Genomic DNA, 26,593 nt, shown 5'->3' on the forward strand with positions numbered 1-26,593 from the left:
TGCAGGAAAGCGCTTCACCTATGGGTTAAAATGCCTGAATGCATACCTGTTTCCCACTTTGATTGTAAGGATGTTAAAGGAAGCTTTATGGATACGTTCAAGTTAAAACCCTGGCTAAGTCGCTGGAACCTCATTCCTGATGGCATTCCATTTATAACTCATACATCACAGTTGTACCCGGTCAAAACAGCAGCGCATGGTATTAAAGCGATGTTAAAAAGTAGCAAACAGCTATGGTGTTTACGCTATCAACATCAGACTGAAAAAAAATCGAACACTGAAGGGATTTTGTGTCCTATCTGCTATTTATCGTTCCAATGGTCTAGGATTATGCGAAAGCCATTAAACAGCACAGGAAAGATCTGCAACTTCCTGACATTAGATACATTTCCCCCATTTTTTGCTATTATGTTGCAAAGGGTGGAACTATATCAATCAAGCCCTCTCATCTACGGTACAGAAGAAGGATGCGAGATGTGATACAGGAGAGTATATGTTAACAGAAATTCTGATTAAAGATTTTAAAAGTTACAAACAGCAGACGTTACATCTGTCTTCCTTAACACTCATGATTGGTGCAAATGCTTCCGGTAAAAGTAACGCCCTAGAAGCATTTCGTTTTCTGTCCTGGCTTGCGCAGGGGCAGAAACTGTCAGTCCTTAAACATCGTGTTGATGACTCCGAGCAAATCCTTCGCGGCCAGGTAAAAGACCTAGGGTATTTGGGCGCAAACACATTCAGGCTAGGCTGCTCCATTGATGACAGCCATTGGAACCATTTTGAAGTTGAGATCACCTCACGAGAACAAGAACTTCACATTTCTCAAGAGACGATTACCTCAACGAAGGAGACTTCTCCTCTTTACCGAATAGAACAGGTTTCTTCAGGCTTGGGTACTGATGTACGGGTGGCCTACAACAACTTTTCGCGAGGTGGGCGTAAGCCTCAAGTAAATTGTACTGACCAGATTGCAATTATGAATCAACTGGCATCATCAGCAATGTTTGATTCAGGGCATAAAAAGGCTCAGAGAGAAATTCCTGTAACCACGACCTTATTTCAGAATTTGCTATCAAATACACTTTTTTTAGATCCTGTGCCGTCACTAATGCGAGGTGATAGTTATCCAGAAAAACGCCTGCGTGGCGATTGTGCCAATCTGTCTGGCGTGTTGTTTACTCTTTGGAAGAATGAAAATGCAAAGCCGGTAATTGTCGATTTCATCAAAAGCTTACCAGAACAAGATGTTAAAGATATAACCTTCTTTGAAGATAGAAGGGGAAAAGTATCTCTGGAATTACTAGAGTCTTTCGGCAATCAGGATCGAAAATGCTCGGTGGAGTTACTTTCTGACGGAACACTGCGAGTGCTGGCAATCGCAGCAGCTTTGTTATCAATTCCACAAGGGGCGACTCTGGTCATAGAGGAAGTGGATAATGGTGTTCATCCTTCCCGTGCAAGGCAATTACTGACTACGATGCGTGAACAAGCTCAAAAAAGAGACATTCGATTATTAATGTCCACGCACAATCCGGCGCTTATGGACGCTTTACCTGATTCCGCATTAGGCGATGTAGTGTTTTGTTATCGCAATCAAGATACTGGGGATAGTCAGCTAATGAGATTATCGGATTTGAATGATTTCCCGGGTCTGGTTTCCCAAGGACCTTTGGGTGAGCTGGTAACCAATGGTGTTGTAGATCGCTTTGTTAAATCACCGGTTACGCCTGAACAGAAGAAAAAAAATGCAATTGACTGGCTAGCGAAAATGCAGGGGGGCAAACAATGAGTACTGTCTGCATCATTGATACCTCTGTTTTCTTGAATCTATTGAACGTACCAGGAAAAAGCCAAGATAAAGATTCAATCATTCAGAGTTATTCGGACTTTGTTCAACTTGAAACAACATTTATTTTACCAATGGCTACGATCATTGAAACAGGCAATCATATCGCACAAAATGGTAATGGCACACTCAGGCGAGAAACAGCAGAACGTTTCCGCATAACAGTACAAGGAGCCTTTACAGGTGAGGCCCCTTATCGCACGAGCGAGTTTCCTAATACCACAGAAATACTCTCATGGCTTGATCGATTTCCGCAGTTGGCTGGTCAAAATAAGTCCCCAAATAAGCCATCTGAAGGAACAAGTTTTGGCGATCTAAGTATTATTGTAGAATATGAGAAATGCGTTGAAAGATTTCCTCTTACGGAAGTATTTATCTGGTCACTTGATAGTGATTTGAATCAATATAGGCATACTCCTAGAAGGAATCTCGCTAGATAGTAGGCCTGTCACCTCAACGCTGGTGACTTTTTTGATTAATTATGTTGGTTCAGAGCTGATCTTGCAATTACCGTTTTTTAACACTGTCGCGTATGGATTTATGTACTACACAGTATTAACGACAATAGTTCATCGGTAAAACGACTTAATCTTTATTAGATTTAGAACCACGATGATTATATTAGGGGTGATTACCGATTACGATTAGGTCCGCTCCTCGCTCATAGCGGACCTCCACTCTGTGAGTTAGTCCGCTCCGTGCAATGAATGAACTATTTTCAGATGGCCATTCAATCTTCCAGCAAACTCATTTCTTCAGAGAGCCACCGTCTCAGAATTCGTATTTTAAATGAATCCTGATTATCTAAGCGATAAACTAAATCGTATCCCCGCTCAGCCTTAAGTTTGTATTGCGGAAACGGAACAACAAGCCTTCCAGCAGCTACATCATCTGCAATCAGAACACTGCGTCCCAGAGCAACACCTTCGCCACGTATAGCAGCCTCAGTTGCCATGCTGCCAAGAGTCCATAAGGGCCCCTGCTGGCAGCGGAAATTTGAGTATCCGACCATTTCAAACCATGCCTCCCAGTTCGCCAGCATTCTGTATTCATGAAGAAGAACGCAGTTTGAAAGTTCCTTAATTTCTGTCAGACCATTATGTTCTTTAAGAAAACCCGGGCTACAGACGGGGGTTACAGTTTCATCGAAGATACGCTCATACGAAACGTCGCGGTAATGGCCAAGACCGTAACGAATGGCTGCATCTACCTGACCATCATTTAGATCCACATTACTATCAGTAACATCTAGCTGAATATCAAATTCAGGATATCTCTGCCTGAACCGGCTCAGACGCGGTGCCAGCCACTTACTGGCAAATGAAACCGTTGTACTGACACGTAAACTTTTTGCAGGATTCCTTCCGCGCAGACGCTCAGACTCCATCATTAACTCACTCAGAAGGCGGGTAACAATGCGATGATATTCAGCACCTTCCTGAGTCAATATTATCTGTCGGGTCAGCCTGAAAAATAGTTTTAACTCCAGATGCTCTTCAAGCTTCCGGATTTGCCGGCTTATCGCGCCATGCGTTACGTGCAGCTCTGTTGCAGCCAGTGTCATACTAGAGAGACGGGCTGTGGCTTCAAAAGCACGCAGAGTCTGCAATGGGGGGAGGCGATCAAATATCATACGTGTGATTTTAAATCACGCGTATTGTGAGAACAAATGATTTGTCAGGCCTGAGTCCGAAAATCAAAATTAGCACACAGAACATTCACATTGGCTTTACGATAATCGGAGGAATGATGGAAAGCTTGTTTGTTTACGGGACGCTGGGCCCTGGCCGACCTAACGCTCATATACTTGAAAAGATTGGGGGGACATGGCAGGAAGGCCACGTTGGTGGTTCGTTATTAGATAAAGGTTGGGGTGCAGAGATGGGATATCCGGGGATCGTATTGGATGATTCCGGTAATCGTGTACAGGGTTTTATTTTCACGTCAGAAAATTTGCATCTTCACTGGCACATACTCGATGAGTTCGAAGGTTTTGAGTATGAACGGGTACCAGTAGAAGTAACTACATCTTCCGGACAGACCGTAAAATCATGCATCTACATGCTCAAAGCATAAACTATGATACTTGCTGCGAGCTACTACACGATGGCTAATGCATCTATATTACGCGATGCTCTGCTCCCCCATTGATTCAAACAGAATACTGTTAGCAATGCAGCTTTTCGGTCATGGCGAACCTTTGGCTTAGTTAGCTTGTCCGCACTGTGACAGGAGCGGACATTACTGACACAAACACAACCAGCAAATGGATTACCGGGCAGCCCGGGGGCGACATTTCCGGAAGACAATCAACTGGAAAAATTTTAATGTGAGAGTTTATGCAAGTCACAGCGTATGTATTACCATATGCCATTGGAAGAATGATGCATGCTACCTTTGAGTGTGGAATAACCAGAAGCCTATTGCGCCGGAGGATGTCTTGCCATGTCGACCGATCTCAGCAGAGATGACAGTAAAAGACTTACGGCAATCGACTTGTTGAAAAATCCTGACAAGGGCCGGGATGATGCGTTAAAAAAATATACTCATCTAATATGCCAATTGCTGAACATGCCGATGGGCTTTGTTTCTGTTCTCGATGAAGAAAAGCAATACATCAAATCTGCCCAAAATGTTGCCGTCACGGAAATCAGCCTGAGCGAGGCATTTTGCGTACAGACTCAGGAACAGAGTAAGACATTCATTTGTCATGACACTCATCAGCACCCTACCTTTCGTGACTATCACGCGGTGAAAGAGGCTCCATTCATTCGCTTTTATGCAGGTTGCCCACTTAAAACCCAGGATGGAGTACCCATAGGTACCTTGTGTATTCTCGATACTCAGCCTAGGGAACTTTCAGACGAGCAGCTCGATCTTTTTGAAAAGATTGCAGGACTTATATCGGATTTTCTGACCTCGTGGCACTCCGTCGGCTACCTCGATATAGTAACGCTATTACCAAACCGGCAGCGACTGCTGAAGGATATAGAGGTTTCAACTGAAGGCGCATTCAGGCTGGTCATTATTGATTGTATTGATATGCCATTAGCCTACGAAATGGCTCGCTCACTCGGTATGACTGCCGTAGAAAATCTACTTCGTAATATGGTCGCAGAGCTGCAGATCCGCCTACCTTTAGAAGGGCAGCTCTACGCCGTGGCAGTTGGACGGTTTGCCTTTTTTACCCACAAGGAAAAAACTCGGACATTAGAAGATATCTCTCAAAGCCTTCAGGGGATCCAGGCCAGGTTTACCCCTGAAGTTCCCCTTGATCTGGATATTCACATGGGTGACTCCGGGCTTTGCGATAAATCTCTGACATCGAATGAAATACTGCGCCGTGCAGTCAGCGCATTGCATGAAGGGATAAGTCAGGGACGCCGGTTTACAGTTTATGATGACGCACTGGATAGCCGTAAGAAGACTGATTTCAGCCTTCTTACTGAAGTTAGACAAGCGCTACAAGAAAACCAGGGCTTATATCTGGTTTATCAGCCGAAAATCTCACTGGTGACAGGGCGTGTGACGGGAGCCGAAGCTTTGCTTAGATGGCAACATCCTAAAAACGGCGAAGTGTTGCCGGGTGTGTTTATTCCTCTGGTCGAAAAGACCAGCCTGATGCGTGAACTCACAGCATGGGTTATCGATCACACTATTGTGCAACTGAGTGCCTGGCAAAGCCGTGGACTTTCTTTACCTGTGTCGATTAATCTGGCTGCCAGTGATTTTTCAAGACCAGATTTCTGCGATGAGCTGGAACAGAAAATGCTGGACGCGCGTCTGGATCCCGCTCTGCTGGGGGTGGAGTGTCTGGAAACCGAGAAGATGCTCGAAAGCCCCGCTGCACTTATCGGCCTGGACATGCTCAAACAACGCGGATTTAAAATATCTCTGGATGATTTTGGTTCCGGATACAGCAACATTAATTACCTGCGACAAATCCCGATGGACATCATCAAGCTTGACCGCTCTATTGTGAGTAAGGTTGCTGGCGACAATGCCAGCCGCATCATTGTTCGCAACGTTATCACACTCCTCAAGCAGCTCGACTATATCGTTCTGGCCGAAGGAGTCGAGGATGCCAGGACCGTTGATATTTTAAGAAGGCTTGGCTGCGATGAAGTTCAGGGCTATTTTTTTGCCAAACCGATGACCCCTGATGCTTTTGAATCCTGGTATCACGGCAGAGATGAAGCCTTAACGTGAACGAGCATTAAGTAAATACGTATGCTCGCCTGTCCGTAATATATAAGTAAGAAGGGAACTGGTCACCCTGACCTACTCTCCATTGATTATCAGAGGCCGATGTTAGTCCTGCATCCGGGTAATCATGACAAATTCTCACTTCCGCTTCTCGCTCTAAGCGGACTGTAGTAGCAGCATAACCACTACCGTTAATGGCCGAATCATCTAACTTTGAGCAGGTCACAGAACCTCGTAGTATAGCGTGGTGATAGCATTTCTCGCTTCATCTGCCAGGCCGTCTGGATCCCCTGCCCTGCAAAATACAGAGTTCCCCTTCCGTCTTTCGCGTTGAGATGATCGATAACTTCCATCAGTTTCTCACTCCCCTTCCGGGGAGCGTTGTCATCAAACAGGTTGAGCTGCGCTACGCCCTGGCTGTAGAAATCTCCCAGCATTACTCCTGCTTTCTGGTAACGATGCCCGTCTCGCCAGATTGCATCGAGACATTTTGTCGCCGCGGAGATGATGTCCCGGCTATCCTGGGTCGGTGTAAGAAGCTTTACTGATGCACTGTTCCCGTAATACGGCTCGTTCAGCGCGAAAGGACTCGTTTTGACAAATGCGGAGATAAATCGGCAATACTGGTGTTCACCACGGAGTTTCTCCGCTGCTCGTGAGGCGTAGCTGCATATCGCCTGGCGCATCTCTTCGTAGGTGGAAATCCGCTGCCCAAAGCTGCGACTACAGACAATCTCCTGCTTTACCGGCGCGAACTCCTCAAGACCGAGACATGGCTCTCCGCGCAGCTCCCGCACGGTTCGCTCCAGAACAACATTAAAATGCTTCCGGATAAAACGGATATCGGTATCCGCCAGTTGAAGCACTGTTTTAATGCCCATTTCCTCCAGTTTTTTACTGATGCGCCGCCCGACGCCCCAGACCTCATCCACCGGAAGCAAAGCCATCAACTTCCTCTGCCTTTCCAGATTAGACAGATCCACCACTCCTCCGGTCTGCCGCTGCCACTGTTTCGCCGCGTGATTGGCCAGCTTTGCCAGGGTTTTAGTCTGGGCTATGCCGACACCGACCGTGAGGTGCGTCCTGCGCAGAACCGTCTCGCGCATTTCCCTGCCAAAGTCGGTAAGGTCGCGACAGTTACGAACACCAGTCAGATCGCAAAATGCCTCATCAATACTGTAAATTTCGCAGCGTGGAGAGAGTTCCTCCAGCGTTGTCATCACTCGGTTGGACATATCGGCATAGAGCTCATAGTTGCTGCTAAACGCGATAATACCGTGCCGGCGAAACATGTCCTTTTGCTTGAAATAAGGTTCACCCATTTTGACGAAGGGCTTCGCCTCTGGCGAGCGGGCGATCACACAGCCGTCGTTGTTTGACAGAACGACCACCGGACGCCCTTTAAGGTCAGGACGAAATACGGTCTCGCACGATGCATAAAATGAATTCACATCACAAAGCGCAAACATCTTAGCCAGCTGATTTAATGATGTACGTAACCACCCCGAACACGTCGAGAGTGTCCTCACTACCGACGACTATTGGCGAATATGCAGGGTTCATTGGGTTAAGCTGAACCCTTGGATGCAGCTGCAGCTTCTTAACGGTGAATTCCCCATCCACAGCAGCAATAACGATATCACCATGAACTGCGGTCCTTGAGCTATCCACGACCAGAAGATCACCCTCCCCTATGCCGGCGTCTTTCATGCTGTCGCCCGCGGCTTTGACAAAATACGTCGCACTGGGGTGGTTAACGAGCAACTCGTTCAGATCGATACGTTGCTCAACGTAATCCTGCGCAGGACTTGGAAAACCACATTGCACAAGGTCGCTGTACAACGGGAGCAGCATGATCTGACGTAACTCAACGGGCGTGTAGAACTGCATAATAGTCTCGCTCACATTAATACTGTTTTTATATACAGTAGTTTTAACAGAGCGACATATCAATATAGGCTCTGGCTATCAATTTACGCCATTGACGTAAAACATTGATGTAATGAGTAACGAGCGCTTTCTATACTGAACTGTTTGACGGTTTTGCGAGCAGTGCAAATCCAGCATTATGCACCTATACCTATAACACTGACTCCATAGTAAACAGCTCTTGCCGAGTTTTTGTATACGGTTTGCTGAAACGTTCAACAAATTAAACGGGAATAGGGTTTCCTATGAAACATTACCTGTTAGCCTGTAATAGCATTAATGAGGCCAGGGTGAAATTATCTTTAACCTTCCCATTTTTCACAAGCTCAATAACTTCATCATAAGTATAATAATCACAACCTATAACACCCTCGCTTGATTGCAATGATAATTGAGATGTATCTTTCACTTCACAAATAACAGCCCGAACATTGTCAGCAATCAATCCTGAATCAGTAACCAATTCACCTAACAAATAGCTATTGACCGAAACGAGATTCAATTCTTCTCTAAGTTCGCGTTCGGCGCCATCTATATGAGATTCGCCATTTTCAATAAACCCTCTTGGAAACTCAATAAGCACAACACCATTTCTTGAGTGTTGGATTAATGCGTACTTTCCATTACATTCAGGAATAACAACAACACCGCCATGTTTTTGGCTTATACGCAAGTGCCCGGATTCATTAAAAAACACCGTCACGTATTGATTTTCAACAATAATCTTATTCAAAATTTACAATCCAAGTTTTATGATTTGCTGACTCGCGAATTATCATTATAGTATTGTAGAAATAATATACAACATATGCCAGGTAAAACGCGCACTCAACTAACACTATGATTTCTTTATTACTTACTTTGAGTAAAGACATAACCTCTTTAACTAACATCACAACCGGAAACCCGGAAATAAGAGTCATCCCAAGAATGACTCGATTTTCAATACCAGAGAACATTTTAGCAAGCGACATTTCATGATATTCCTTTTCTTTCTTATCGAAGAAAGACTTAATCTCTAAATTAAGAGCATCTAATTCAAAGATGTTTTTCGATATCACTTTATTAAGCGCTAACGCCGAGTTAGCATATTGCATATGCCATGAACGTAAACCAGACAACGTTCTGATTGTCATACCACTAATCAGACATATAACCACATTAAAAAAAATAGGGGAGTACGGACTTACCAGTAACTTGCTAATTGCTGAGTATGAGCCGAAATAAAACGATATAACAACCAAATAAAAAGCTATTGCCTGATCACGCTTGGTCGATTGTTCTTTCAAATGTTCATTGCACCGCTCATATACCGAAAGCAGGAAATCTTTAGAGACTGACATCAAACCCCCTATTTATTAACATGTTATGTCCAGTTTAGATAATTCTATACCACCACCGCTTAATGTCACATTAAAAGATGAGTGTCTTAAGCATATTCCGTATAAGAAAGCCCGTTAATCACCGTCAAACACCGCAACCAACTCGCCGGTGGAGCGCTTTATTGGGCAGGAAAATATTTATAAATAGTCTTCACTTCTACCCCGATGACATCTGCTACCTGCTGCCTGGTAGCGCCCGTATCCAGCATCCTGCGGCACCGCTCCACCACTTCTTCAGTCATTATCCGGCGGCGGCCGCCGACTCTCCCCTGCTCCCTCGCTGCGGCTAAACCGGCGCGGGTACGCTCGACGATCAGCTCGCGCTCCATTTCCGCCAGGGCGCTCATGACGTGGAAGAAAAAGCGGCCTGCTGGCGTACTGGTATCGATGCTGTCGGTCAGGCTGCGGAAATTTACCCCGCGAGCCTGCAACTCTGACACGAGCGTAATCAGATCACGCACGCTGCGGCCCAGCCGGTCCAGTTTCCAGACCACCAGCACATCACCCGGTCGCAGCCGCCGTAAGGCGCGCTTTAGCCCTGGCCGCCGGGCATTTTTCCCGCTGGCCATATCCTCAAAAACCAGCTCACATTCTGCGCGGATCAGCGCGTTTTTCTGTAAATCGAGGTTTTGATCCCCGGTTGATACCCTCGCATAGCCAATCAACACGATCTAACTCCTTGAAATAGCTGATTGTAAAAAGCTCCGCGCTTTCGCTCAAACCCTCGTTTGGGCGAACGCCTTTTTTGGAGCAAAAAACATGGCCCTGACTCCTCCACTCGGCTCGACGACACCAGAGGTCTTGTTACGTAATGCTGGCGATCTTGATCGCGCCATGAACAGTGAAGCTGATACATGGCAAAACCGAGGTGGTGATGAGCTCCCCACCATGAAGGGATATCAGAAACAGGTGGATGCCATCACTGATGATGTTTTTCAGGCCAGGGATACGGCTGTTGAAGCAGCTGCAACGTTACCCACTAAACAACAGTTCCTTGAGCTACAGGTGGAAGTCGACGGTATCACGGCCGATCCTGCAAACGCGATTGCAAACATTACTATTCCGGCGAAAGACTTTGACCTTGCTGTAGGGAGTGCCAGTTTTGGCATGATAGCCAGTCGCCTCGCGGGCTGGCAGTTCACTCATGGGGTAAACGCATCCATCACCAAAATGATAGACCTGCCGTCTCACTGGTCAAAAATGCGTATATCTCTGATCTGGACAAACCTCGTTGCTAACAACAATTTCAATGTGAGCCTTTCAGGTGAGCGGCATAGCTGGTCTGCCGGTGAGTCTTTCAATCAGGAGCCTGCAGGTTATGCTGCGGTCGTTCCGGTTAATGGCACACCGTTTATTGCAGTGGAAACACAATTAGCGCTTGATCTCACCGTTGACCCTACACGGCATACTACCCTTCGCATCGGACGAAATGGCGCGTCTTCCAGTGATAGCCTGCCCACTGCCATCGCATTACTCGCCGTCAGACTGACAAAGGTGGCTTAAATGAGTGTTTACCAGTCATGGCGGACGGCCTGGCGAACACCAGGCGTGTTAAGAAATTATCCTCCTAATCCGCTTTATGTGGATACGGTCAGAGGAAAAGCGTCGGGAAAAGGGTCAGTCGATGATCCAGTGAACAGCCTCGGTCTCGCGCAGGGGTTATGCCTCGGTCTTTCCGATTATGAAATAAAGATTATTGCCCCGGAAAATTCTCCGCTACGACAGGAGGTTGTATTTAACACCACCGAGAATGTGACCTTATCCGGCGTTGATGGCGAACCGTGGTACACCTTTGGATCTGAAGAACATACATCCGGGTGGACTCAAAACGGTCAGATTTTCCAGAAAACACTGGGGTATACCTCTGTGCTTCAGGTGGTCGTTACATCAATTACGGAGACGGTCGGTGACAGGGATGATTTTCTTTTTAAACTACTACAAAACACCTCCACGCCGACCACGCCAGCGGCTGGTGAGTATGGATATGCAGGAGGCATTATTTATGTCCGGTTACCGGATGATTCAGACCCTGCTCTGCACTCGATTGAAATATCCCGGCGTAATTTTGGGGTAGCAACAACCGGGTTTGGACTCCTTACGGTGAATGACTGTATCGCGCGCTATTGCATGATTAATGGCATTTCCTGCGGGTTATCCACGCAACCGGCAGGCACCGGCTTCCTGACCGTCAATGACTCCGTTATCGAGTACTGTGCGAATGCCGGTGTTGGTGGTACGGGGCGAAATGAGTTGATCATCTGTAATAACGTGCGTGCCTGGCGGATTTCAAATGATGGCTTCGGGCAGCATGCGCCTGTAGGCGGTGCCGGAAAAATGATCCTGAATGGCTGTAATGGTAGTTATAACGGCGATCAGGCCGGTCAGTCTGCCCAGGGGGCTTCAAACCATGAGTTTACGAAAATGGTAATCAACGGAGGGACATTCAATTTTAATGTCTCAGGCGGAATGGTGGCTATTGAAAATGCGCAGTGTGATATTCACGGCGACACAAAATACGGGCCTGTTGTGATGGACGGGAATATGAGGCTGGGGAATACGGCAGGAACTATCGCCAGCCAGGCTGGTTGCGCCTGGCTGAACTATGCCACAGGGATAGTGACGGGAGAAGTAACCGTTAAAAACGGTCAAGGTGTCGGCGTTCGCCGTGGGCCAGATGCCATCGTGGAAGGTATCGCAACGATTCACTCAGTCAACAACGCACTGCCGGATATTTTGTGAGGTAAAAATGACAGTATGCAGATTGTGTCAGTGTGAGCCAATGGTGATGACAAAGCCGGAAACCGATGGAATCACCTATTTTTATGTGCATTATGTGGAATGTTCCGGATGTGGCATAGGAACAAAACGGTTTTCTGAGCAAATGATGGAGGCTGAGGCCGCTATCAGCCAGGCTTCAGAACAGTGGGAGCTGATGAATATAACGGTTCCTGACATCAGATAGACGATATGCGGCTCCTGTCACGTACGTTATTTAACGAGCCTCCCGGCCACCTTGTTGCACTCTAAAGACGAGAAACATCTGGAAACACCGGGAATTTTCTTAGAAGATACGCAGTGCGCAAAGACGCACACAGCAATAATGTCATTTATCATCTTTCCCCCGGCGTGCCTCCGGGGGACATTTTTCTATCTGTTTACCAGGACGCGAAAAACGGCATCTTTAATCAGATAACCACCAGTCGCCGGGTCTGGATGGATGCCGTCGGATGCAAACCAGGAATGCACGGCACCATATGCATAATCTGCAGGATTTTCGCCGAAGATGTATTGCAGGTTTATAAACGCGCAATTCAGGTCTGAGGCTACAGTCCTGGCTCTGGCCGCCATTGATGCCATCGTTACCGGGTTGTCAGTCCGCTCATTCTCGCAGGGCATAACGAACAGGATATCTGCACCCGGCAAAGCCGCCCGAATGCGTGCAATGAACGAGCGGAGGTTATTCTCGAAAGCCGTCGCTCCTCCCGTAATTCTCTGGTCGTTTGTGCCTGTCAGAATGATTACTGTGTCGAGCGCCAGCTCCGTCAGCGCCTTCGCAAAATCATTCGCATCCATTGATAGCCAGCTGGCAAGGCTTGAACCGGATGCACCAAGCTTATGAACGCGTACGCCTGCTCCTGTTGCCAGGGGATTTAGTCCACAGAGCGAAACGGTACCGGACACGTTCTCAATGTTGAGCACGTTCGACGCATTTACTGTAGCCGGTGGGTTAATATTAACAAACTGCAACCCGCTACCTTGTACGGTGAGTGTCGTCCATGCCCCTCCATCCCAGTTATATCGAATAACACCGTCACCAGTACCCACATACCCAAGCCTGCACGTTGACCAGCCACCATCTGACGTACCAGGCACAGTAGCCTTCAGTGCATCCCCTGGCGTAGAGGACGTAACCACGGCAGTATCTGGACTGGAGTTAGTTGGGTTTTTAGTGCCGCTGTAGCTAAATAACCAGTTACCCGTCCATGTGAACAATGTTTTCAATACGTCTGAACTGCTCGGAGAAAACACATTGGCGTTAATTATGCTCTCCGAGGTTGCATGTCTTCCAAACGACGTCCATCCAACCCCCGATCCAGCGCCATACTTTGCTCTCAATGCCTTTGCTAATGGCTGTGAAAACCGGTTTGGCTGTGTTGGCCACGAGTCACCAAAGATACCGACGGTTAGAATGGTCGATGCTCCTGATTCCAGCTGGCTTAACTTCATACGACCAACACGGATTTGATGCGCTCTTTCCACATAGTCAGAAATAACTGCAGTGTTCGTCTGAGGTATCAGCAGTGGATCAAGCTGAACAGCATAGGGCTGGTAACCCGTCGCCTCGCTTCCCTTTTCAAACTGCATTGTGTTCAGAACCGTTTTGGCAACGGTCATTCTGATGTAAGCGGCACCTGTCGGTATTGTTAAAGTTCGGGGTGTTGCCGGAGATGTAGATGCCTGCTCACCTGACAAATAGTTTTTGTTTGCATCGTAATATGCAGTTTGATGAGCATAGTGTTGCGTATAGGCGTTCCCTGCAACAACCGGGATAAAATCTGAGGCATCATAAGTTACATTTGTTTTTATTGTGCCCGTTGAGGCATCAACATATGAATCAGGTGTCACCGCACTCTTATCGAAGAGGTTAACGCCAGGAACAAAAAAGGCGGCCTTTTCTACTGTCACCGCCTTTTTCTGTATCGCATCGGTCGAGACCGCTCCCGCGCTGAGAGGGACGGGATAAGGAGAAAGAGGACGTCCAGGAACAACCAGGTTAGCGGAAGCGTTTGCAGTAATCACGAACACAACAGCCAGCTCTACCAGTCCAGCGTTAGCCGTATTTTCCACCCGAATATCTAACCTGACTGCCCCGGCAGGAACAGTCAGCGTGTTTGTAAAACTGTTCACGCCCGTCGCAGTGGCATATTGCAATCCCTGCGTGCCAATCTGTGTACCAGACGTATCCCTGAAAACATAGGCCACGCGCCCGCCTGCGTTGGCATACCAGGCAGTAACTCTCGTACTGATTACATCCCCCGCCTTCAAACCGCAATCAGCAAGCCATGCCGTTCTCGCTGCCACACCTCCCGCTGCTGGTCCCGCCACTATAGCCGGGAACCCCATTCTTGAATTTGTGTTCGCCGCTGCTGTGATTGAACCCAGGGGGATATGTGTTTTCCCGCCAAGGGAAGGATAAAGAAGAAGCAATTCGCAAAGCGGATCAAACAACACATTAAGACCGCCAAAAACAGCCCTGATAATGGCGTCCACGGCCTGCTGGGAGGGCATTTTTCGGCCGGTTGGCTGCAGCGTCCCGGCGTTATTGATAACCTCAACTGCGAGCGCGCTGTCATCAGGGCTGCGGTAATACGTGGTGCTCCCCACCGGAATATTCACGATATCCGCCTGCGCCGCCGCCAGCGTCATATATTGCTTGCTGAGCGGGATCAAAGTTTGATGGATACCGCGCCAGGTATACAGCAATTCACCCGCACGGTCCGGAAAGGTTAATTCCGAGGACTGCATCAGTTGATCGAGACGCCGGACATTTTCCATAAAAATCTGAGGGTCGGCGGTGCCCAGTGGCGGAATAAACTCGGCCATGTTTTTGCTCCAAAAAGAGGCTTCGCACAAACGAGGGTTTGAGCGAAAAGAGTTAATTAGGGGTTGTTATGGGGTATTACGCGACGTCGCCGGGGTATGTGGCTTCGTCGTAGGCATAGAACGATTCGAGGTATTCTTTAGCGGTGACCTGGCAGGTTCCGTCAGACTGCGGAGCGATCTCCTCTACAATTGCGTCGTAGACGTGGCGCGTTGAGCCGCAGAACACCAGGCGGATCGGCTCGATGGTTGCCGACGACAGGTCAACCTTCATCGGGTCATCAAACTCGCTCAGGTGCGGGACTGACAGCTGAAAATCACCCACCCTGCTCGCCACCATCAGCCCGGATGCAGAGCCATCCTGATAGCGGATCAGCGCTCGGGGATTTTCGAAAGACCAGTCCAGCGGCTCCGTAACGGTGAACGTTGTCACGCCACCAGCCGTTGTCATCGCCTCCACCAGACAGGAAATCGTGTTGTTACCCGGAATATCATCCGTGAGCACAATGCGATCGCCCGTGTTGTAGCACAGCGCGTCCAGCTCGGTAGTGGTCTGAAACGTCACCCGCTGCTGCAGGTATTTCATCAGGCGACGCATGCCGATCTGGTAGGCGTGATCCTGATTCAGTACCCCATCGAGTTTGTAGTTCTCGATTTTCACCGGCGTGGGATTATCAGGCGTCCGGCATTTAACGGTCTCCTCCGCCCAGGTAGTCCCGTTGATGTATGTCACGTCGACGCCATCAAAATCATCGTCGGACGGTACGGTAAATCCGCTCTGCAGCTCCTCCACCATCTCATGCGGAGTGATCACGCCAGTCCAGGGCTTAATCCCCTCACGGTTGACCGTCGCCAGGCCATCACTCAGCAGAAAACGTGACTTCCCGGCATTGGCTATCTTCTGCAGCATTTCCAGCGCTGAGATACTGTCGCCGGTAGCAAAGTCGAAATACTCGCCGCGTGGCGTCCAGTATGCAGACTCCAGCACGTTGATGGTGTCGACATCCATCTCCAGTCCCAGCGAGTTCCCGACATGCAGCAGCGCCCCAGAAATGGTTCTGGCCGTTCCTGAGTCATAGGCCCGCGTGGCCACAACGTTTACGCGGCGGTCCGACTGAGCCGCCAATTTGCCCCCCGTCTCAACGGTCACCGCCATCAGCGACACGCCGGGATAGGATGAAGGGCGCGTCAGTAGTCGCCCGCGCAGTGCCTGCCAGTACATCGAATCCCTGGCGTTGTTTGAGCCCTGCTCATTGCGCCGGCGACAGCGAACCTCTACCAGCCCTGGTGAGCTGAGGGTGATCCGCTCAGTGAATCCCAGCCCGTTGACGTTTTTAAGCGCATACTCTCCCTGGTGACTCACCCACCCCGATCCGGAACCGTAGACGCGATACTGAATCTCCCACTCAACATGCCGAAGCCGCTTTTTCCCCTTGCTGTCAAAGCCACAGATGCCGTTCGGGAAGGAGAAATTCACCTCGAACATATCGACGGTCTCATTTTCAGGGCAAACCAGGAACGGCCCCAGCCAGCTCAACGTGTCGTTAAGACCAGTGGCCTCATAGTCGATCATCGTCCGGGCGGTGAATCCCGGCCATGACTCATCAACGGCACCATTAACCAGGCGCGCCACCGTCGCCGTTGTGCCGTCGGTCGAGACAATGCGGTACTCATTCCCGCGGTGAGCAAGTGAAAGCCGTTGCACCCCCTCCGGCATGCCGGAAAAGGCTGTTCCCGTGGCGCTGTTATAGGCAAGCGTCACATTCGCCGTTACCGCCGGGCTGCCGCCGGTTGATGCCGTGCCGGAGGTGTAAACCGGAGCATCACCGAAAACAGCTGCAGGCAGCGAAGAGGACGTGATCGCCCCACCCGCGAACGGACTGGCCGACTCGGTTATCAGTACGGTGCCGCCGTTGTCCTGTGCAACCAGGCCGGAGCCAGTGAGTCCCTCGGTGATGGCCGCCAGCAGTCCCGACATCGAGACGTAGTTAGCCACCAGCGACACCGGGTAGGTAACCCCCTGCCAGGTGATCGTGAACGTGCTGGAGCTGGTCGAAAAATCGTAGGTGGTCGGGGCCGCACTGGCCTGGAGTTTTGCTGCACTCCCCCCGGTGCCGGGCACTGCAGCCTGGCCGGGGGTATATGACGCGATAAACAGATCGTAATCGACTGAGTTAAACCCCAGCGTTACCGGCATACCTACTACCGGCGCGATCTCCGTCAGCAGCGGGCTTGCGATAACGCTGTATCCAGCCGCCGTAGTGATCTGGTAGTTCGCCGGGGCTTTCAGTTCGACCACTGCGCCAACGACCCAGCTGGGCGGTAGCGCGTTTTCGTTCTCGTCGTCGTCATCGCCGTCATCCGTGTCCAGCCCGGTAAACGTTACGCTCGAACCTGATACGGTCATGCTGTCTGCGATAATGTCGTCTGCGTCCGGCGACGTCTGGGCCATGTCCAGCCCGGTGCCGGATGATGTCCCTCCGACCTCCGTACTGTCGACCCAGTTTTCACTGCGCTCATCGCCGGAAACGTCCGCGCCTGGCGGAAAATAGGTGCCGCTTAAACCCGGCAGCGTTGAAGCTGGCGTACTGCCTACCCTGATATCGCCAGTGGTATAAATCAGTTCACCGACACCGAGACACAGCAGCATCTGGACGCGCATTTTCGTAGGATCGGCGGCATCAAACCGGGTCACAGGCTGGACCACATAATCAGGGTAGATACGCACCCGGCCAAAAACTTCTCGAATAGCATCACCGAGTTTTGCGGTATTGCCCCGCGCCGGATTCAGGTCGAGACTTCGCCCTGTGGATGAGGTATAGCCGCCCGTATCAATGGTGCTCATCAAAACAAGCGAATAGGCTGCAGCGGCAACGGAGATACCGATACCGATCCACGCGATTGTGGCGGCCTCCAGCCCGAATGGAACCGGATAAAGCCTGACATCACTATCAGGGCGAATCACGCAGGTGGCCCACTCACCTGGCGGAATTGACTTACCCTCAACCTCAACGGTCAGCGGTGGGACATCCCGGTCGGTATAGTTTTCGACATTGGTAACCAGCCAGCTGCGAATGCTCGTAACACCATGCTCATGCGTTTCAAGTGGTTCTCCGGGAAGCCGGGAAGGATAAAAACGAATGGTCATTGCCAGAACTCCACGCGAACAAAGCGCCGCTTAAATCGCGGCAACGGCAAAAAAGTTACGTTCGTGCCTGGGTTGCATTCCGCCACATGCAACAGACCATCGATACTGACTACGATCCCTACATGGGTGACAGTCGACCCGGAATAACAGGCCACCCCGGCCCCTTCGCAGGGTTCGCAGCGCTCCAGAGTAAGCATCATTCGACGCGCCTCCCGATCGAGGCCGCCGTCGTCTTTCGTGACCCCGGCAAAATCAGGCCAGAGAGGCAAGCCCAAATCGCTGCGTATCTCGTTCACAATGCCGAAGCAGTCGAGCTGCGGGTATACTCGCCCGCCCTTCAGCCAGGTGACTGAACGGTATTTATCAGGTGCAAACATGATGGATTCCTTAGCTGATATAACGCAGTCCTGGGAAGACAGGGAGCGTGTAGCGGTAACGCGGCCAGGCGGTATCGAGGATATTCATGTAGCCCGCAGTGATCTGAACCTCTGTCGCCGTCCAGGAGCCCGACTTGATTTTCAGCGTATACGGCACTGCCGCAGGCGCTGCTAAATCCGTAGAGATATAACTCCGGTACGTCAGCCATGCAGGCAATCTGTTAGCCAGGGCATAGCGGATCGCCGTGGACACAACACCATCGATATTGCACAGGGCAAATTTCAAATCTTGCGTACCGTCCACATTGCGCGCCGGCAGCGCAATGTCTATCGCACAGGCGGTAAACGTTACGGTATCGCCGTTCTCCGTCGTTGCCGTGATGTTCTCGTAACCCTGACAAAGGTAGTGAACATCAGAGCCAATGGTGATCTGCAGCGTTTCAATGATCACCTCCGGGCCGCTGCTGGCGTAGAGGCGTTTAATCTGCGTCATGCTTCGGCCACTCCTTATTCAGCGCAATATCCAGCAGTGAGCTGCCGACGATCCATTCCGGGTAATTACCCCATGGGGCAGGAGCAAGGGGGCGCTCCCATAATTCAAGCGTTGCCGTGTACTTCCAGTAAATCGGGGCCACCAGCACCGGTCCCTGATAAATATCTGTGAAGCGGCATTTGTAAAACTTAATGCCCGCCGGCGTCTGCAGCTTCATCATGAACCACGCTGCCCCGTCAGATAACGCATCACGGAACCAGGACTCAAACGCCAGGCCCTGCGCATCGGTTTCCATAAACCAGGTGATGCTGGCCTGCGTCGGCGTGGAAGTATAAGCTCGCCTTTGCCGCGCGCGGCCGGTGGTTAACTGGGTTCGTTTTAACGGGCTGACAGGCTGGAATCCGTACCCTTCCTGTAATGGCATAGGGAGGCTGTCATGTGGGTAGTAGATATCAGTCATGCAGTCTCCCGGTAAAGTATCTCGAATAAAATTTCACCATTAACCTCAGGAGGGTATTCATTTCAGAATAAAGCACGATGGAATCGAAGAAATCTCTGATTTTTTGGTTCAGATTAACGAAGATAAAAATCTTATTAAATCGAAACAAACACACAAGGCGATATATTTACCAACTCACCTCAAGAGCTAAAGGAAATCAAAAAAAACAGCATTATCAATATATTAATTTATTGACTTTAATATGAGCTTACATTGTTTCGGCACAGCCCCATATCAAAATAAAAAATGGCGATGCGCCGACAGGCAATATACGTCAATGTGACTGCTTGTTTAAAAGCAACTCCTGAAGAAGAAGCGCAATAGAAACAAAGATCAAAACCCCACAAAAAACAATTTTTGCAAAATCATAGTTAAACACGGTTGTAAGCGTATCATTATTATATAAGTGATTATGCCTATAGGAATAAGTTGTGTAGATATCATCGCATATTTCAAGAATTCCACCGACTATCAAAACAAGCCAAAGAAATGAAAACTTCACTCGGACCTCCTTACGTTTACGTCTCCTATTGAAGATAAGTCCGCCAATAAAAAGAGGAATCATAAAAGCTATAAAGTCTTTAAATGTAAATGTTAACAACGCTTCCATTAATAAGATCCTTGTGTTTTCTTGCACCTACTCAGATTGTTAGACTTACCTACCTAATCAAGTCTCAGCTAATGCAGTTTAGCTTACCTAGGACCGTGTCGTGTATAGTTTCCTTTTAGAGCGTTGCCAAAAGCTCCTTGTGGCATGGTAACCTCCTTTGTGAGTTCACCTTTTAACTGCCTGGAAAGCTGTCGATTATTCTGATTGATTGTAGCGCTCAACTGCTCCGGAGTAATACCCTGGAGATGAAACTCCTGATTAATCGGCGCGTGTACAGTTGTTTGCCTACGGTTATCGCTGTTAACGTTCTGAACACCAGTACCAAACCCTGTACGCCCCAGAGTTGCATCAAGCGGTTGGCCATTTCGAAGTGCCTCAAGCTGAGACACGCCGATCCGGTTCGTTGATGCCTGGTCGAAGACGTACTCTCCTTTGTGAACAATACCCGCTGGCTGATACTTACCACCGGGGCCTGTGTAACCGCCAGAGGCGAAGCCAACACCTGAAACAGCCTGGATATTTGAGACGATACTGGCAGTCTGCGCAGCGATTGAGGCCATAGCGATGATGTTGGCCGGATAAGGCGCGCTAACTGCACCGCTTGCTATAGCCTGCTGGATTTTCACCATTGAGTCCGCGATAGCGAATGCCTTGCTCGCAGCAAAAGCGACCTTGTAGATTGCCGATTGCTCACCAAACCCCGTTCGCATGATTTCAGCGGTGCTATCAAACAAGGACTGCGTGGCCGCAGATATGATGGTGTTTTTCTGAGCCTCTATGACCTGATTTGCATCCGCTGCACGCTGACGAATAGAGGTCATTCTGGCCTCACCCTCGGCAGTTATTTCACCGGCCTTCGCATAAGCTTCCTCCTGAGCTGCCAGCCAGCGCTGGAGCTCTTGCTGAGCTTGGTCATACTCGTTGATTTGCCCCTGCATCCCCTCAAAAGTTCCAGAGAGTCGCCCTCCTGTGGGTGTCAGGTTTCCTACAACATTACGAACCGTCGAGGGCAGTTGCATATCGGTGTTTTGATAAATATCTGCCCGTGTTTTTTCATATTCACCGGGTTTTAGTTGCCCGGTTGCTTTGGCCTTCTTCAGCAGTTCAAGACGGGTTTTAAGCAGATCGTTGGTCCGCTCATCCTTCGTCTTTACCTGTTCCTGCATCTTCCGATAATCGTCCAGGGTTTTTACGGAATTTTGCAGTGCCTCCTGCTGCTTATACGCCTGGAGGATTTCATCTGAACGGGAAAGGATCGATTTCTGGTCAGCTGTGAGCTGCGTTTTAGACTTGAGGTCAGCAATTTGCTGTTCGAACTTAACTCGCGCCTGGGTTGCGCTGTTAAGCTTGTCACTGGCATCCAGCTGGGACTGCATGGCAGCAGTCTGCTGGTTTATCTGATCAAGCAGCCGGGTTGCTGCGTCCTCGGTATATGCTTTACCCTTTGGCGTCTTGGGTGGTTTCGGATCTTTGTACATCTCGTTAATACGAGAAACATTTTTTGCATATTGCTCTGCAGTAATTGCACCTGCCTTCAGGAACTCGCTTTGCTGCTTAATAGCTTTATTGCGCTTATCCGCATTGCTCAGATATTGCTGGTTAACGCGATCTGCTTCCTGCTGCGTTTTAATTCGTTGCTGTTCGGCTTTGTCATGACTGCTGATTATTTCAGTTAAAACGCCTTCTGTTGTGATTTGAGATTGCAGATTATTTAGCTCATCTTCGAGCTCAGCCTTTCTTCCACCAAAAAATAGCTTCCCACCAGCAGCCTTATCTATCCAATCTAATTCCTTACGAATTTGAGAGATCCGCTCGGTGCCGGTTTGCTCGCGACCAATATCAAGCATGGCATCCCATGCTCCTTTAGCCGTTTTAGCAAGCGAGTCCCAAGCACGTTCAAGAATCCCCAAATTCTGATGAATATCGTTCGCACGCTGCTGCATGGCATTGGCGTAAGCATCAATAGCCACCCGTGCAGCATCCTGCTGATTACCTTCATCCTGCAGTGCTTTAATCTGGTTGTAGGTTGCCAGTGTCAGAAAGTGGTACTGGTCGTTAAGTTTGGTAATGGCCGCAACCGGGTCAGCAGCAATGTCGTTGAAATCACCCACCAGCTTTTCAGTGGCGATGCCTGTGGCTTCACTGATTTCAACCACGGCAGTTGTTACTCGTTCCAATGACTCTGCAGCCACCTTCCCGGATGAAACTATCTGGTTAAGTGTGGCTGCGGTCACTCCAGTAGTTGAGTTGGCAACTACTGAAACCCGAGCGGCCATTTCTGCTAGTTGCCCGGTGGTTTTACCAACCAGATTACCGCTAAGGGTCAATGACTTATAGAACTCGTCCTGCTCCTGAGAGCCTTTGTGATAGGCCAGCCCAAGAACACCGACAGCCGCGGCAGCCAGAGTGACAGGATTAATTAACCCCAGCACATACCCGCCAACACCTTTAATCGCGGGGCCAATACCGCCGAACATATCTTTCAACTGCCCGCCCTGCTGCATAAGCACCATAAACGGCGACTGACCCGTAGATAAGCCGACGATAATGTCAGTCATCTGCGCCGGGATCATGCGCATGGCAAAGGCAGTCTGTACGGCAGATTGTCCGGTTTTGCCAAGGTCGTCGCGAAATCCAGTTAGCCTGTTTCGTGTTTCCTCGATTTTCTTTGAATAAAGATCGAATGTATCGGTATCTACCATCCCCTTTGATTTGAATTTCGCAAGATCTTGCTGTTGTTTATCCAGTTTATTCAGAGCTGCATTTACCGGGTCAATTCGATCTAAGAGTTCAGAAAGAGACTGTTTTTCTTCATCAGTAGCCTTTGTCACTTTCCCTGCACTGGTGGCAGCACGTTCGCCTGCCTGCGTCATTTTTACCAGTGCAGTTGCGAGATTGTCAGCCTGCTTCTCTGCCCCGGAGCTATCAATCACAATGGCCAGGCGGGAGGTTTGTTCTGTCATTTAGCTATCTCCGGGCAATAAAAAACCCCGCCGTAGCGAGGTTTTTTTACGAATATAATATTTTGATAGTTATATTATCGAAACGGGTTCACTGGTAATACTCAGGTCTGTTTAATATCACTTCCACAGTGTTTACATTTAATGGCCTCTTTGCGGATAGGCTCGGCGCAGAAAGGACATTTTTTATACTCACCAGACTCACCATTAAGCACTGCTCGGCGTTCAGAGGTAGACGATGATAAGACAATAAGAAGACCAAGAATCGGCGCAATAAATGCAGTAAAACCAGCGATCACGCCGTTTCCATTTGTGATGTTTGATGCTAAAACGACCAAGCCGAAGCCTATAGCGCACATACCAATAAGGTAAAGGAACGCAATACCTAACCCATTTCGTTTTGCAGCAATAACTGCTACAACAATAACTGCTAGCCCAAAAAGCATAAAACCTAAAAGCGGTTCCACTTCCCCATCCCCATCATTAACATTTGCACACAGGTTAGCACAGGAATAAATGTAGACAATGATATGACTACTTCACTATCGCCCGCCTTTTTTGCTCTTCGGCCCACTCAGCCCTCCAGGCATCATCGAGAGCCAGTATCGCTGCGTCAAACTCAATGCGGTCGATCAGGATGGTGCGCGATGCCAGGTAAAGCTCAATATCGTTCAGGGATAGAGGGAGTGGCACTCCGGCCATTCCGGCATATTTCCTGCCGCGCGATATCATGGCGTAAGCGTTGAGGATCTCCCCAGTGACTGCATCGATTTCAGGCTCTGGAATGGGCGGGAGATTTAGCTTCTCCCTGCGCCACTTTGCTTTCTCACCCTGTTCGCCGGCGAATTCCTTTAGCCACTTTTGGGCCTCTATGGCTTTTTTACGGTTTCCTGAGTCTGCTGCTCCTTACCCTGAGCAATGGCCGCCGCCTCAGCCAGAATAAGCCAGTACAGAGAGGGGTTTTGCTTCAGTAACGCAACACCACGCTCCGGTGTATACGCTACCGCCGTCTCCGTACCATCCACCAACTCCCCCACGCCTTCCCAATCTTTCAGAAGAAAGCGCGCGCAATTGTCGATGAGAAGATCATCAACCGAGTCAATCTCGCCCACACTGGCGAGATCGAAAGCATCCGTACCGACCTGGTAGCTCGCGTCCATTTTGTCGATATGGCGCCGCACCAGCGCATTGCGTGAGCGGTATTGTGGATTCTCGCTACTGGCCACCAGCAGACGGAGTTTAAATAGCGCCTCGTCTTCAGGCGTGAATTTCTTTTTACTTCCTGCTGGCTTTTTGTAAGGGAAAAACCAGCGTTCTCCGTTCAAATCAATTTGAGAAGAAATAATCAGCATAAAGACTCCCAAAAAAGCCCGAGCCGCGATGACTGCAGAACGGGCCAGGTAAATTAAGGCGCGGTAACGATGATTTCAGACGTTGCCGTAAAGGTGAGGGCCTTACCAGTGATGGTTGCAGTACCGGCTGCGTTACGTGTGACTTTCGCTGTTTTCTGCCCGGTAGAAACCACGCTGGCGATAGTCGGATCCGATGACGTCCACTGGACGGTATCAGTTGAATCAGCTGGCGTAAGCGTGGCGGTTAACGTCACAGTAGATCCCACGGCCCCAGTTGAAGTGGCTGGCGCAACACTGATTGCCGTCGCCGGCACTTTAGGCACGCGCGTAATCGTCGGCGGCGTATTGGCCGCGGTGATATCCAGTTGAACCTGAACAATGTCAGTGCTCCCCGCATCCGGCCAGTCGCCGGAGATCTGCACTTCCGGGAAATCGAAGGTATAGGCGCCTTCAGCATTCTCCAGCGTGAAGCTAAACGGCACCGTTTCGCCGGTGAACGTTTTTTTGTAAACCTCCCAGGCAGCCTTTGACCATGACAGCGTGATTTGACCTGACGGGGTAAAGGTTGTCGGAATGTTTGCGCCGGCGAACGCCGAACCGGTACCGATGCAGCGCTGAGTCTGCATATTGTTGTTGAACTGAATGTTAAAGGTGTCGACGCAGAAGCCTGTCCCGCCATCAACACCATTTAGCCGGATGTTCGTGACCTCTTTGAAGGAGTAACGCAGCGCCCCCGCTAAATCCACCGGAGTGGTGAAATAGCTGGTATCGTCCCCTTTCGTCTCCCAGTCCAGCCCTGCAAACGTAATGGTTGCAGTGATATCACCATCGGCCGGGATTTCCATCTGGAAGGTGCCAACCTGGCAACCGCGGGCAATATGGGCAATCCCCACATCACTGGCAAAAGTCGCCACGGAGAACGTAATGCGACCATTACCCATCGTCAGCACGTTATTTACCCATTCGGTACCGAAACAGCTGGCAAGAAAATCGTCATGCTGATTCCAGCGAAACCGTGTGCCGACATCGCCGCCGACATCCACTGTGCCACGTGAAACGCCCTGCGCCATGCGGTCACCAGCGATTTCGTCATTGTCGTTGGTGTTCTGCGTTGGTTTCAGACCAAATGAAGAACGCCGCAGCAGGTTCCACGCCCCTGCTGTTGGCGTGATACCTGGCGTTGTCTCACGAATAAACGCGGCTACTACTTTTGCACCTGAGCTCACAGGAGCCTCCTGTTTTTTGTGCGCTACAGAGCGCGATAAGGAATTTGAAGATTGAGCTGTAACCAGCCATCGGTCTCACCTGCCGGCACAGCAGAAACGGCGAAATAACTCAGCTTCCCGTCGTCCTTAAACTCGAATAGCTCCGTTAGCTGATCGGCCGTTCGGGAGATAAGCAACGTCCCGGAACCGACCGGTACAAACAGCTGAATGATGAGTAAGCCCGTCCTGTGGACGACCGGCCCGTCCCCGATCTCGGTTGCGCCAGCCTGTCCTGCAATGTTGGTGAGGCGGGCCCAGATATCGCGGCCGCCGGGGTCAAATACCGGACCATTGGGATAATCCACCGCATCAGAGGCAATAGCGGTCTGTGCCGCCATTCGGGAAATGGCAGCGTTTCTGATTTCTGTGAGAGTCATTTGTAGGCCTGAATCACACCATTAAACGAGACGGCATAGACGCCTGTCGGCGCCTGCGTTGAGTGGCCATTCTCCAGAGGCACGGAGTAAGGCAGGTTCGACTGGATGTAAATCACCGAGTAGGCTGGCGCCTGGTCGATGATATTTTTGCCATTAAGAAACGTCATTGTCCCGCGCGGATCCGGTTCGGTCGGGACGGAGTGATTAGGTTCGCCTATGCTGACAAAATGCGATGCTCTGAAGGTTCCTGCGCGATACTCAGCCGGCCGCCTGATATCCATGCTGTCATTAACCCGGACTTTCTTCCTGAGCCTTCCGGTTTTGGTCAGGTTAGCAGGATCGGCATAAAGAGATTCGTTCCATTCCCCAACAGCTTTGTTGTATTGAACCGCGGTCGCGTTGATGGCCCACAGCTCCGGGTTTCCTACCGGCGACCGTTGAACAATTTCATTCAGCAGTTGAATGGCGATTGTCCGCTGGCGTAGTTTGACATCTTCGGCCACCAGCCCGGCGAATGCCGCCGGGTCAATGTTCCAGCCCTTAGCCAT

25 protein-coding genes and 1 pseudogene are annotated in these 26,593 nt (G+C 49.8%); 7 read left to right on the top strand and 19 right to left on the bottom strand.

The genetic code is table 11. The annotated features are described in order from the left end of the window. The first annotated feature begins 87 nt into the window (after nt 1-87). Genes AC3EMD_RS13760 through AC3EMD_RS13770 form a run of 3 tightly spaced genes read left to right on the top strand, consistent with a single transcriptional unit; the run spans nt 88 to nt 2,286 of the window. Complete coding sequence (locus tag AC3EMD_RS13760) at nt 88-480, top strand: hypothetical protein (RefSeq protein WP_436799130.1); 393 nt, start codon at nt 88-90, stop codon at nt 478-480. Between the two features lie 13 nt (nt 481-493). After that, the gene (locus tag AC3EMD_RS13765) at nt 494-1,789 is read left to right on the top strand and encodes an AAA family ATPase (protein WP_224229941.1); all 1,296 of its coding nucleotides are present in this window, start codon (nt 494-496) and stop codon (nt 1,787-1,789) included. Continuing rightward, nucleotides 1,786-2,286, top strand: coding sequence for a hypothetical protein (locus AC3EMD_RS13770; protein ID WP_224229942.1), 501 nt, complete (start codon nt 1,786-1,788; stop codon nt 2,284-2,286). The genes AC3EMD_RS13765 and AC3EMD_RS13770 overlap by 4 nt, the downstream gene beginning before the upstream one ends. Before the next feature lie 290 nt (nt 2,287-2,576). Here AC3EMD_RS13770 and gcvA read toward each other — a convergent pair whose 3' ends face one another. Continuing rightward, nucleotides 2,577-3,479, bottom strand: a complete 903-nt coding sequence (gene gcvA, locus AC3EMD_RS13775; protein WP_224229943.1) for a transcriptional regulator GcvA — start codon at nt 3,477-3,479, stop codon at nt 2,577-2,579. A gap of 116 nt (nt 3,480-3,595) precedes the next feature. Here gcvA and AC3EMD_RS13780 point away from each other — a divergent pair, with 116 nt between their 5' ends. Beyond that, nucleotides 3,596-3,922 (top strand): gamma-glutamylcyclotransferase family protein, encoded by a 327-nt coding sequence (locus tag AC3EMD_RS13780; protein WP_039103826.1) that lies wholly within the window; start codon nt 3,596-3,598, stop codon nt 3,920-3,922. Nucleotides 3,923-4,291: 369 nt separating this feature from the next. Then, entirely contained in the window at nt 4,292-6,055 is a 1,764-nt protein-coding gene (locus AC3EMD_RS13785) for a sensor domain-containing phosphodiesterase (protein ID WP_224229944.1), read from the top strand. A gap of 200 nt (nt 6,056-6,255) precedes the next feature. Here AC3EMD_RS13785 and AC3EMD_RS13790 read toward each other — a convergent pair whose 3' ends face one another. The 5 genes from AC3EMD_RS13790 to AC3EMD_RS13810 all read right to left on the bottom strand — a co-directional run bounded on the left by AC3EMD_RS13790 (nt 6,256) and on the right by AC3EMD_RS13810 (nt 10,031). Beyond that, nucleotides 6,256-7,521 carry a Y-family DNA polymerase gene (locus tag AC3EMD_RS13790; protein ID WP_224229945.1) on the bottom strand — a complete coding sequence of 422 codons (1,266 nt, stop codon included), beginning with the start codon at nt 7,519-7,521 and terminating at the stop codon, nt 6,256-6,258. Between the two features lies 1 nt (nt 7,522). After that, nucleotides 7,523-7,942: a translesion error-prone DNA polymerase V autoproteolytic subunit gene (locus tag AC3EMD_RS13795; RefSeq protein ID WP_004179627.1), complete on the bottom strand. Its 420-nt coding sequence runs from the start codon at nt 7,940-7,942 to the stop codon at nt 7,523-7,525. Nucleotides 7,943-8,234: 292 nt separating this feature from the next. Then, nucleotides 8,235-8,714: an NUDIX hydrolase gene (locus AC3EMD_RS13800; RefSeq protein WP_008807730.1), complete on the bottom strand. Its 480-nt coding sequence runs from the start codon at nt 8,712-8,714 to the stop codon at nt 8,235-8,237. After that, on the bottom strand, nt 8,707-9,324 hold the full coding sequence (locus AC3EMD_RS13805) for a hypothetical protein (protein WP_023304798.1): 618 nt from the start codon (nt 9,322-9,324) through the stop codon (nt 8,707-8,709). The genes AC3EMD_RS13800 and AC3EMD_RS13805 overlap by 8 nt, the downstream gene beginning before the upstream one ends. Before the next feature lie 158 nt (nt 9,325-9,482). After that, nucleotides 9,483-10,031 (bottom strand): recombinase family protein, encoded by a 549-nt coding sequence (locus AC3EMD_RS13810; protein ID WP_130950606.1) that lies wholly within the window; start codon nt 10,029-10,031, stop codon nt 9,483-9,485. Between the two features lie 91 nt (nt 10,032-10,122). Here AC3EMD_RS13810 and AC3EMD_RS13815 point away from each other — a divergent pair, with 91 nt between their 5' ends. Beyond that, entirely contained in the window at nt 10,123-10,866 is a 744-nt protein-coding gene (locus AC3EMD_RS13815) for a hypothetical protein (protein WP_071030986.1), read from the top strand. After that, complete coding sequence (locus tag AC3EMD_RS13820) at nt 10,867-12,102, top strand: hypothetical protein (protein WP_224229947.1); 1,236 nt, start codon at nt 10,867-10,869, stop codon at nt 12,100-12,102. Between the two features lie 408 nt (nt 12,103-12,510). Here the strand turns inward: AC3EMD_RS13820 and AC3EMD_RS13825 are convergent, their stop codons facing one another. The 13 genes and pseudogenes from AC3EMD_RS13825 to AC3EMD_RS13885 all read right to left on the bottom strand — a co-directional run bounded on the left by AC3EMD_RS13825 (nt 12,511) and on the right by AC3EMD_RS13885 (nt 26,593). After that, nucleotides 12,511-14,967, bottom strand: a complete 2,457-nt coding sequence (locus AC3EMD_RS13825) for an SGNH/GDSL hydrolase family protein (RefSeq protein WP_181972987.1) — start codon at nt 14,965-14,967, stop codon at nt 12,511-12,513. Nucleotides 14,968-15,043: 76 nt separating this feature from the next. Further along, a complete protein-coding gene (locus tag AC3EMD_RS13830) occupies nt 15,044-18,112 on the bottom strand; it encodes a host specificity factor TipJ family phage tail protein (protein WP_302073537.1) in 3,069 nt (1,022 codons plus the stop codon). Then, on the bottom strand, nt 18,109-18,489 hold the full coding sequence (locus AC3EMD_RS13835; RefSeq protein ID WP_039103834.1) for a hypothetical protein: 381 nt from the start codon (nt 18,487-18,489) through the stop codon (nt 18,109-18,111). The genes AC3EMD_RS13830 and AC3EMD_RS13835 overlap by 4 nt, the downstream gene beginning before the upstream one ends. A gap of 10 nt (nt 18,490-18,499) precedes the next feature. Next, entirely contained in the window at nt 18,500-18,982 is a 483-nt protein-coding gene (locus AC3EMD_RS13840; RefSeq protein ID WP_064185521.1) for a DUF1833 family protein, read from the bottom strand. Then, nucleotides 18,969-19,442 carry a hypothetical protein gene (locus AC3EMD_RS13845; protein WP_023313121.1) on the bottom strand — a complete coding sequence of 158 codons (474 nt, stop codon included), beginning with the start codon at nt 19,440-19,442 and terminating at the stop codon, nt 18,969-18,971. Before AC3EMD_RS13845 ends, AC3EMD_RS13840 begins: the two co-directional genes overlap by 14 nt. 313 nt (nt 19,443-19,755) lie before the next feature. After that, the gene (locus AC3EMD_RS13850; protein ID WP_015958316.1) at nt 19,756-20,091 is read right to left on the bottom strand and encodes a hypothetical protein; all 336 of its coding nucleotides are present in this window, start codon (nt 20,089-20,091) and stop codon (nt 19,756-19,758) included. Nucleotides 20,092-20,174: 83 nt separating this feature from the next. Continuing rightward, the gene (locus AC3EMD_RS13855) at nt 20,175-23,054 is read right to left on the bottom strand and encodes a phage tail length tape measure family protein (protein WP_224229949.1); all 2,880 of its coding nucleotides are present in this window, start codon (nt 23,052-23,054) and stop codon (nt 20,175-20,177) included. Between the two features lie 110 nt (nt 23,055-23,164). Further along, a pseudogene (locus AC3EMD_RS13860) lies at nt 23,165-23,497 on the bottom strand (zinc ribbon domain-containing protein); the annotation flags it as partial. Nucleotides 23,498-23,585: 88 nt separating this feature from the next. Then, nucleotides 23,586-23,744: a hypothetical protein gene (locus tag AC3EMD_RS13865; protein ID WP_224230122.1), complete on the bottom strand. Its 159-nt coding sequence runs from the start codon at nt 23,742-23,744 to the stop codon at nt 23,586-23,588. Nucleotides 23,745-23,920: 176 nt separating this feature from the next. Continuing rightward, a complete protein-coding gene (locus tag AC3EMD_RS13870) occupies nt 23,921-24,403 on the bottom strand; it encodes a hypothetical protein (protein WP_012967912.1) in 483 nt (160 codons plus the stop codon). Nucleotides 24,404-24,456: 53 nt separating this feature from the next. Beyond that, on the bottom strand, nt 24,457-25,629 hold the full coding sequence (locus AC3EMD_RS13875; RefSeq protein ID WP_224229950.1) for a phage tail tube protein: 1,173 nt from the start codon (nt 25,627-25,629) through the stop codon (nt 24,457-24,459). Between the two features lie 23 nt (nt 25,630-25,652). After that, a complete protein-coding gene (locus AC3EMD_RS13880; RefSeq protein WP_004121537.1) occupies nt 25,653-26,045 on the bottom strand; it encodes a phage tail terminator-like protein in 393 nt (130 codons plus the stop codon). After that, a complete protein-coding gene (locus tag AC3EMD_RS13885) occupies nt 26,042-26,593 on the bottom strand; it encodes a hypothetical protein (RefSeq protein ID WP_008807839.1) in 552 nt (183 codons plus the stop codon). The genes AC3EMD_RS13880 and AC3EMD_RS13885 overlap by 4 nt, the downstream gene beginning before the upstream one ends.

The organism is Klebsiella sp. PK18, assembly GCF_057784655.1.

Excerpts from the sequence above, each read along its gene's own strand:
- AC3EMD_RS13850 (WP_015958316.1), bottom strand. The coding sequence starts at position 20,091 with ATGGAAGCGTTGTTAACATTTACATTTAAAGACTTTATAGCTTTTATG.
- AC3EMD_RS13820 (WP_224229947.1), top strand. The coding sequence starts at position 10,867 with ATGAGTGTTTACCAGTCATGGCGGACGGCCTGGCGAACACCAGGCGTG.
- AC3EMD_RS13780 (WP_039103826.1), top strand. The coding sequence starts at position 3,596 with ATGGAAAGCTTGTTTGTTTACGGGACGCTGGGCCCTGGCCGACCTAAC.
- AC3EMD_RS13880 (WP_004121537.1), bottom strand. The coding sequence starts at position 26,045 with ATGACTCTCACAGAAATCAGAAACGCTGCCATTTCCCGAATGGCGGCA.
- AC3EMD_RS13785 (WP_224229944.1), top strand. The coding sequence starts at position 4,292 with ATGTCGACCGATCTCAGCAGAGATGACAGTAAAAGACTTACGGCAATC.
- AC3EMD_RS13760 (WP_436799130.1), top strand. The coding sequence starts at position 88 with ATGGATACGTTCAAGTTAAAACCCTGGCTAAGTCGCTGGAACCTCATT.
- AC3EMD_RS13825 (WP_181972987.1), bottom strand. The coding sequence starts at position 14,967 with ATGGCCGAGTTTATTCCGCCACTGGGCACCGCCGACCCTCAGATTTTT.
- AC3EMD_RS13805 (WP_023304798.1), bottom strand. The coding sequence starts at position 9,324 with ATGTCAGTCTCTAAAGATTTCCTGCTTTCGGTATATGAGCGGTGCAAT.
- AC3EMD_RS13790 (WP_224229945.1), bottom strand. The coding sequence starts at position 7,521 with ATGTTTGCGCTTTGTGATGTGAATTCATTTTATGCATCGTGCGAGACC.
- AC3EMD_RS13835 (WP_039103834.1), bottom strand. The coding sequence starts at position 18,489 with ATGTTTGCACCTGATAAATACCGTTCAGTCACCTGGCTGAAGGGCGGG.
- AC3EMD_RS13870 (WP_012967912.1), bottom strand. The coding sequence starts at position 24,403 with ATGCTGATTATTTCTTCTCAAATTGATTTGAACGGAGAACGCTGGTTT.
- AC3EMD_RS13830 (WP_302073537.1), bottom strand. The coding sequence starts at position 18,112 with ATGACCATTCGTTTTTATCCTTCCCGGCTTCCCGGAGAACCACTTGAA.
- AC3EMD_RS13765 (WP_224229941.1), top strand. The coding sequence starts at position 494 with ATGTTAACAGAAATTCTGATTAAAGATTTTAAAAGTTACAAACAGCAG.
- AC3EMD_RS13815 (WP_071030986.1), top strand. The coding sequence starts at position 10,123 with ATGGCCCTGACTCCTCCACTCGGCTCGACGACACCAGAGGTCTTGTTA.
- AC3EMD_RS13840 (WP_064185521.1), bottom strand. The coding sequence starts at position 18,982 with ATGACGCAGATTAAACGCCTCTACGCCAGCAGCGGCCCGGAGGTGATC.
- AC3EMD_RS13855 (WP_224229949.1), bottom strand. The coding sequence starts at position 23,054 with ATGACAGAACAAACCTCCCGCCTGGCCATTGTGATTGATAGCTCCGGG.
- AC3EMD_RS13845 (WP_023313121.1), bottom strand. The coding sequence starts at position 19,442 with ATGACTGATATCTACTACCCACATGACAGCCTCCCTATGCCATTACAG.
- AC3EMD_RS13795 (WP_004179627.1), bottom strand. The coding sequence starts at position 7,942 with ATGCAGTTCTACACGCCCGTTGAGTTACGTCAGATCATGCTGCTCCCG.
- AC3EMD_RS13770 (WP_224229942.1), top strand. The coding sequence starts at position 1,786 with ATGAGTACTGTCTGCATCATTGATACCTCTGTTTTCTTGAATCTATTG.
- AC3EMD_RS13885 (WP_008807839.1), bottom strand. The coding sequence starts at position 26,593 with ATGGCTAAGGGCTGGAACATTGACCCGGCGGCATTCGCCGGGCTGGTG.
- gcvA (WP_224229943.1), bottom strand. The coding sequence starts at position 3,479 with ATGATATTTGATCGCCTCCCCCCATTGCAGACTCTGCGTGCTTTTGAA.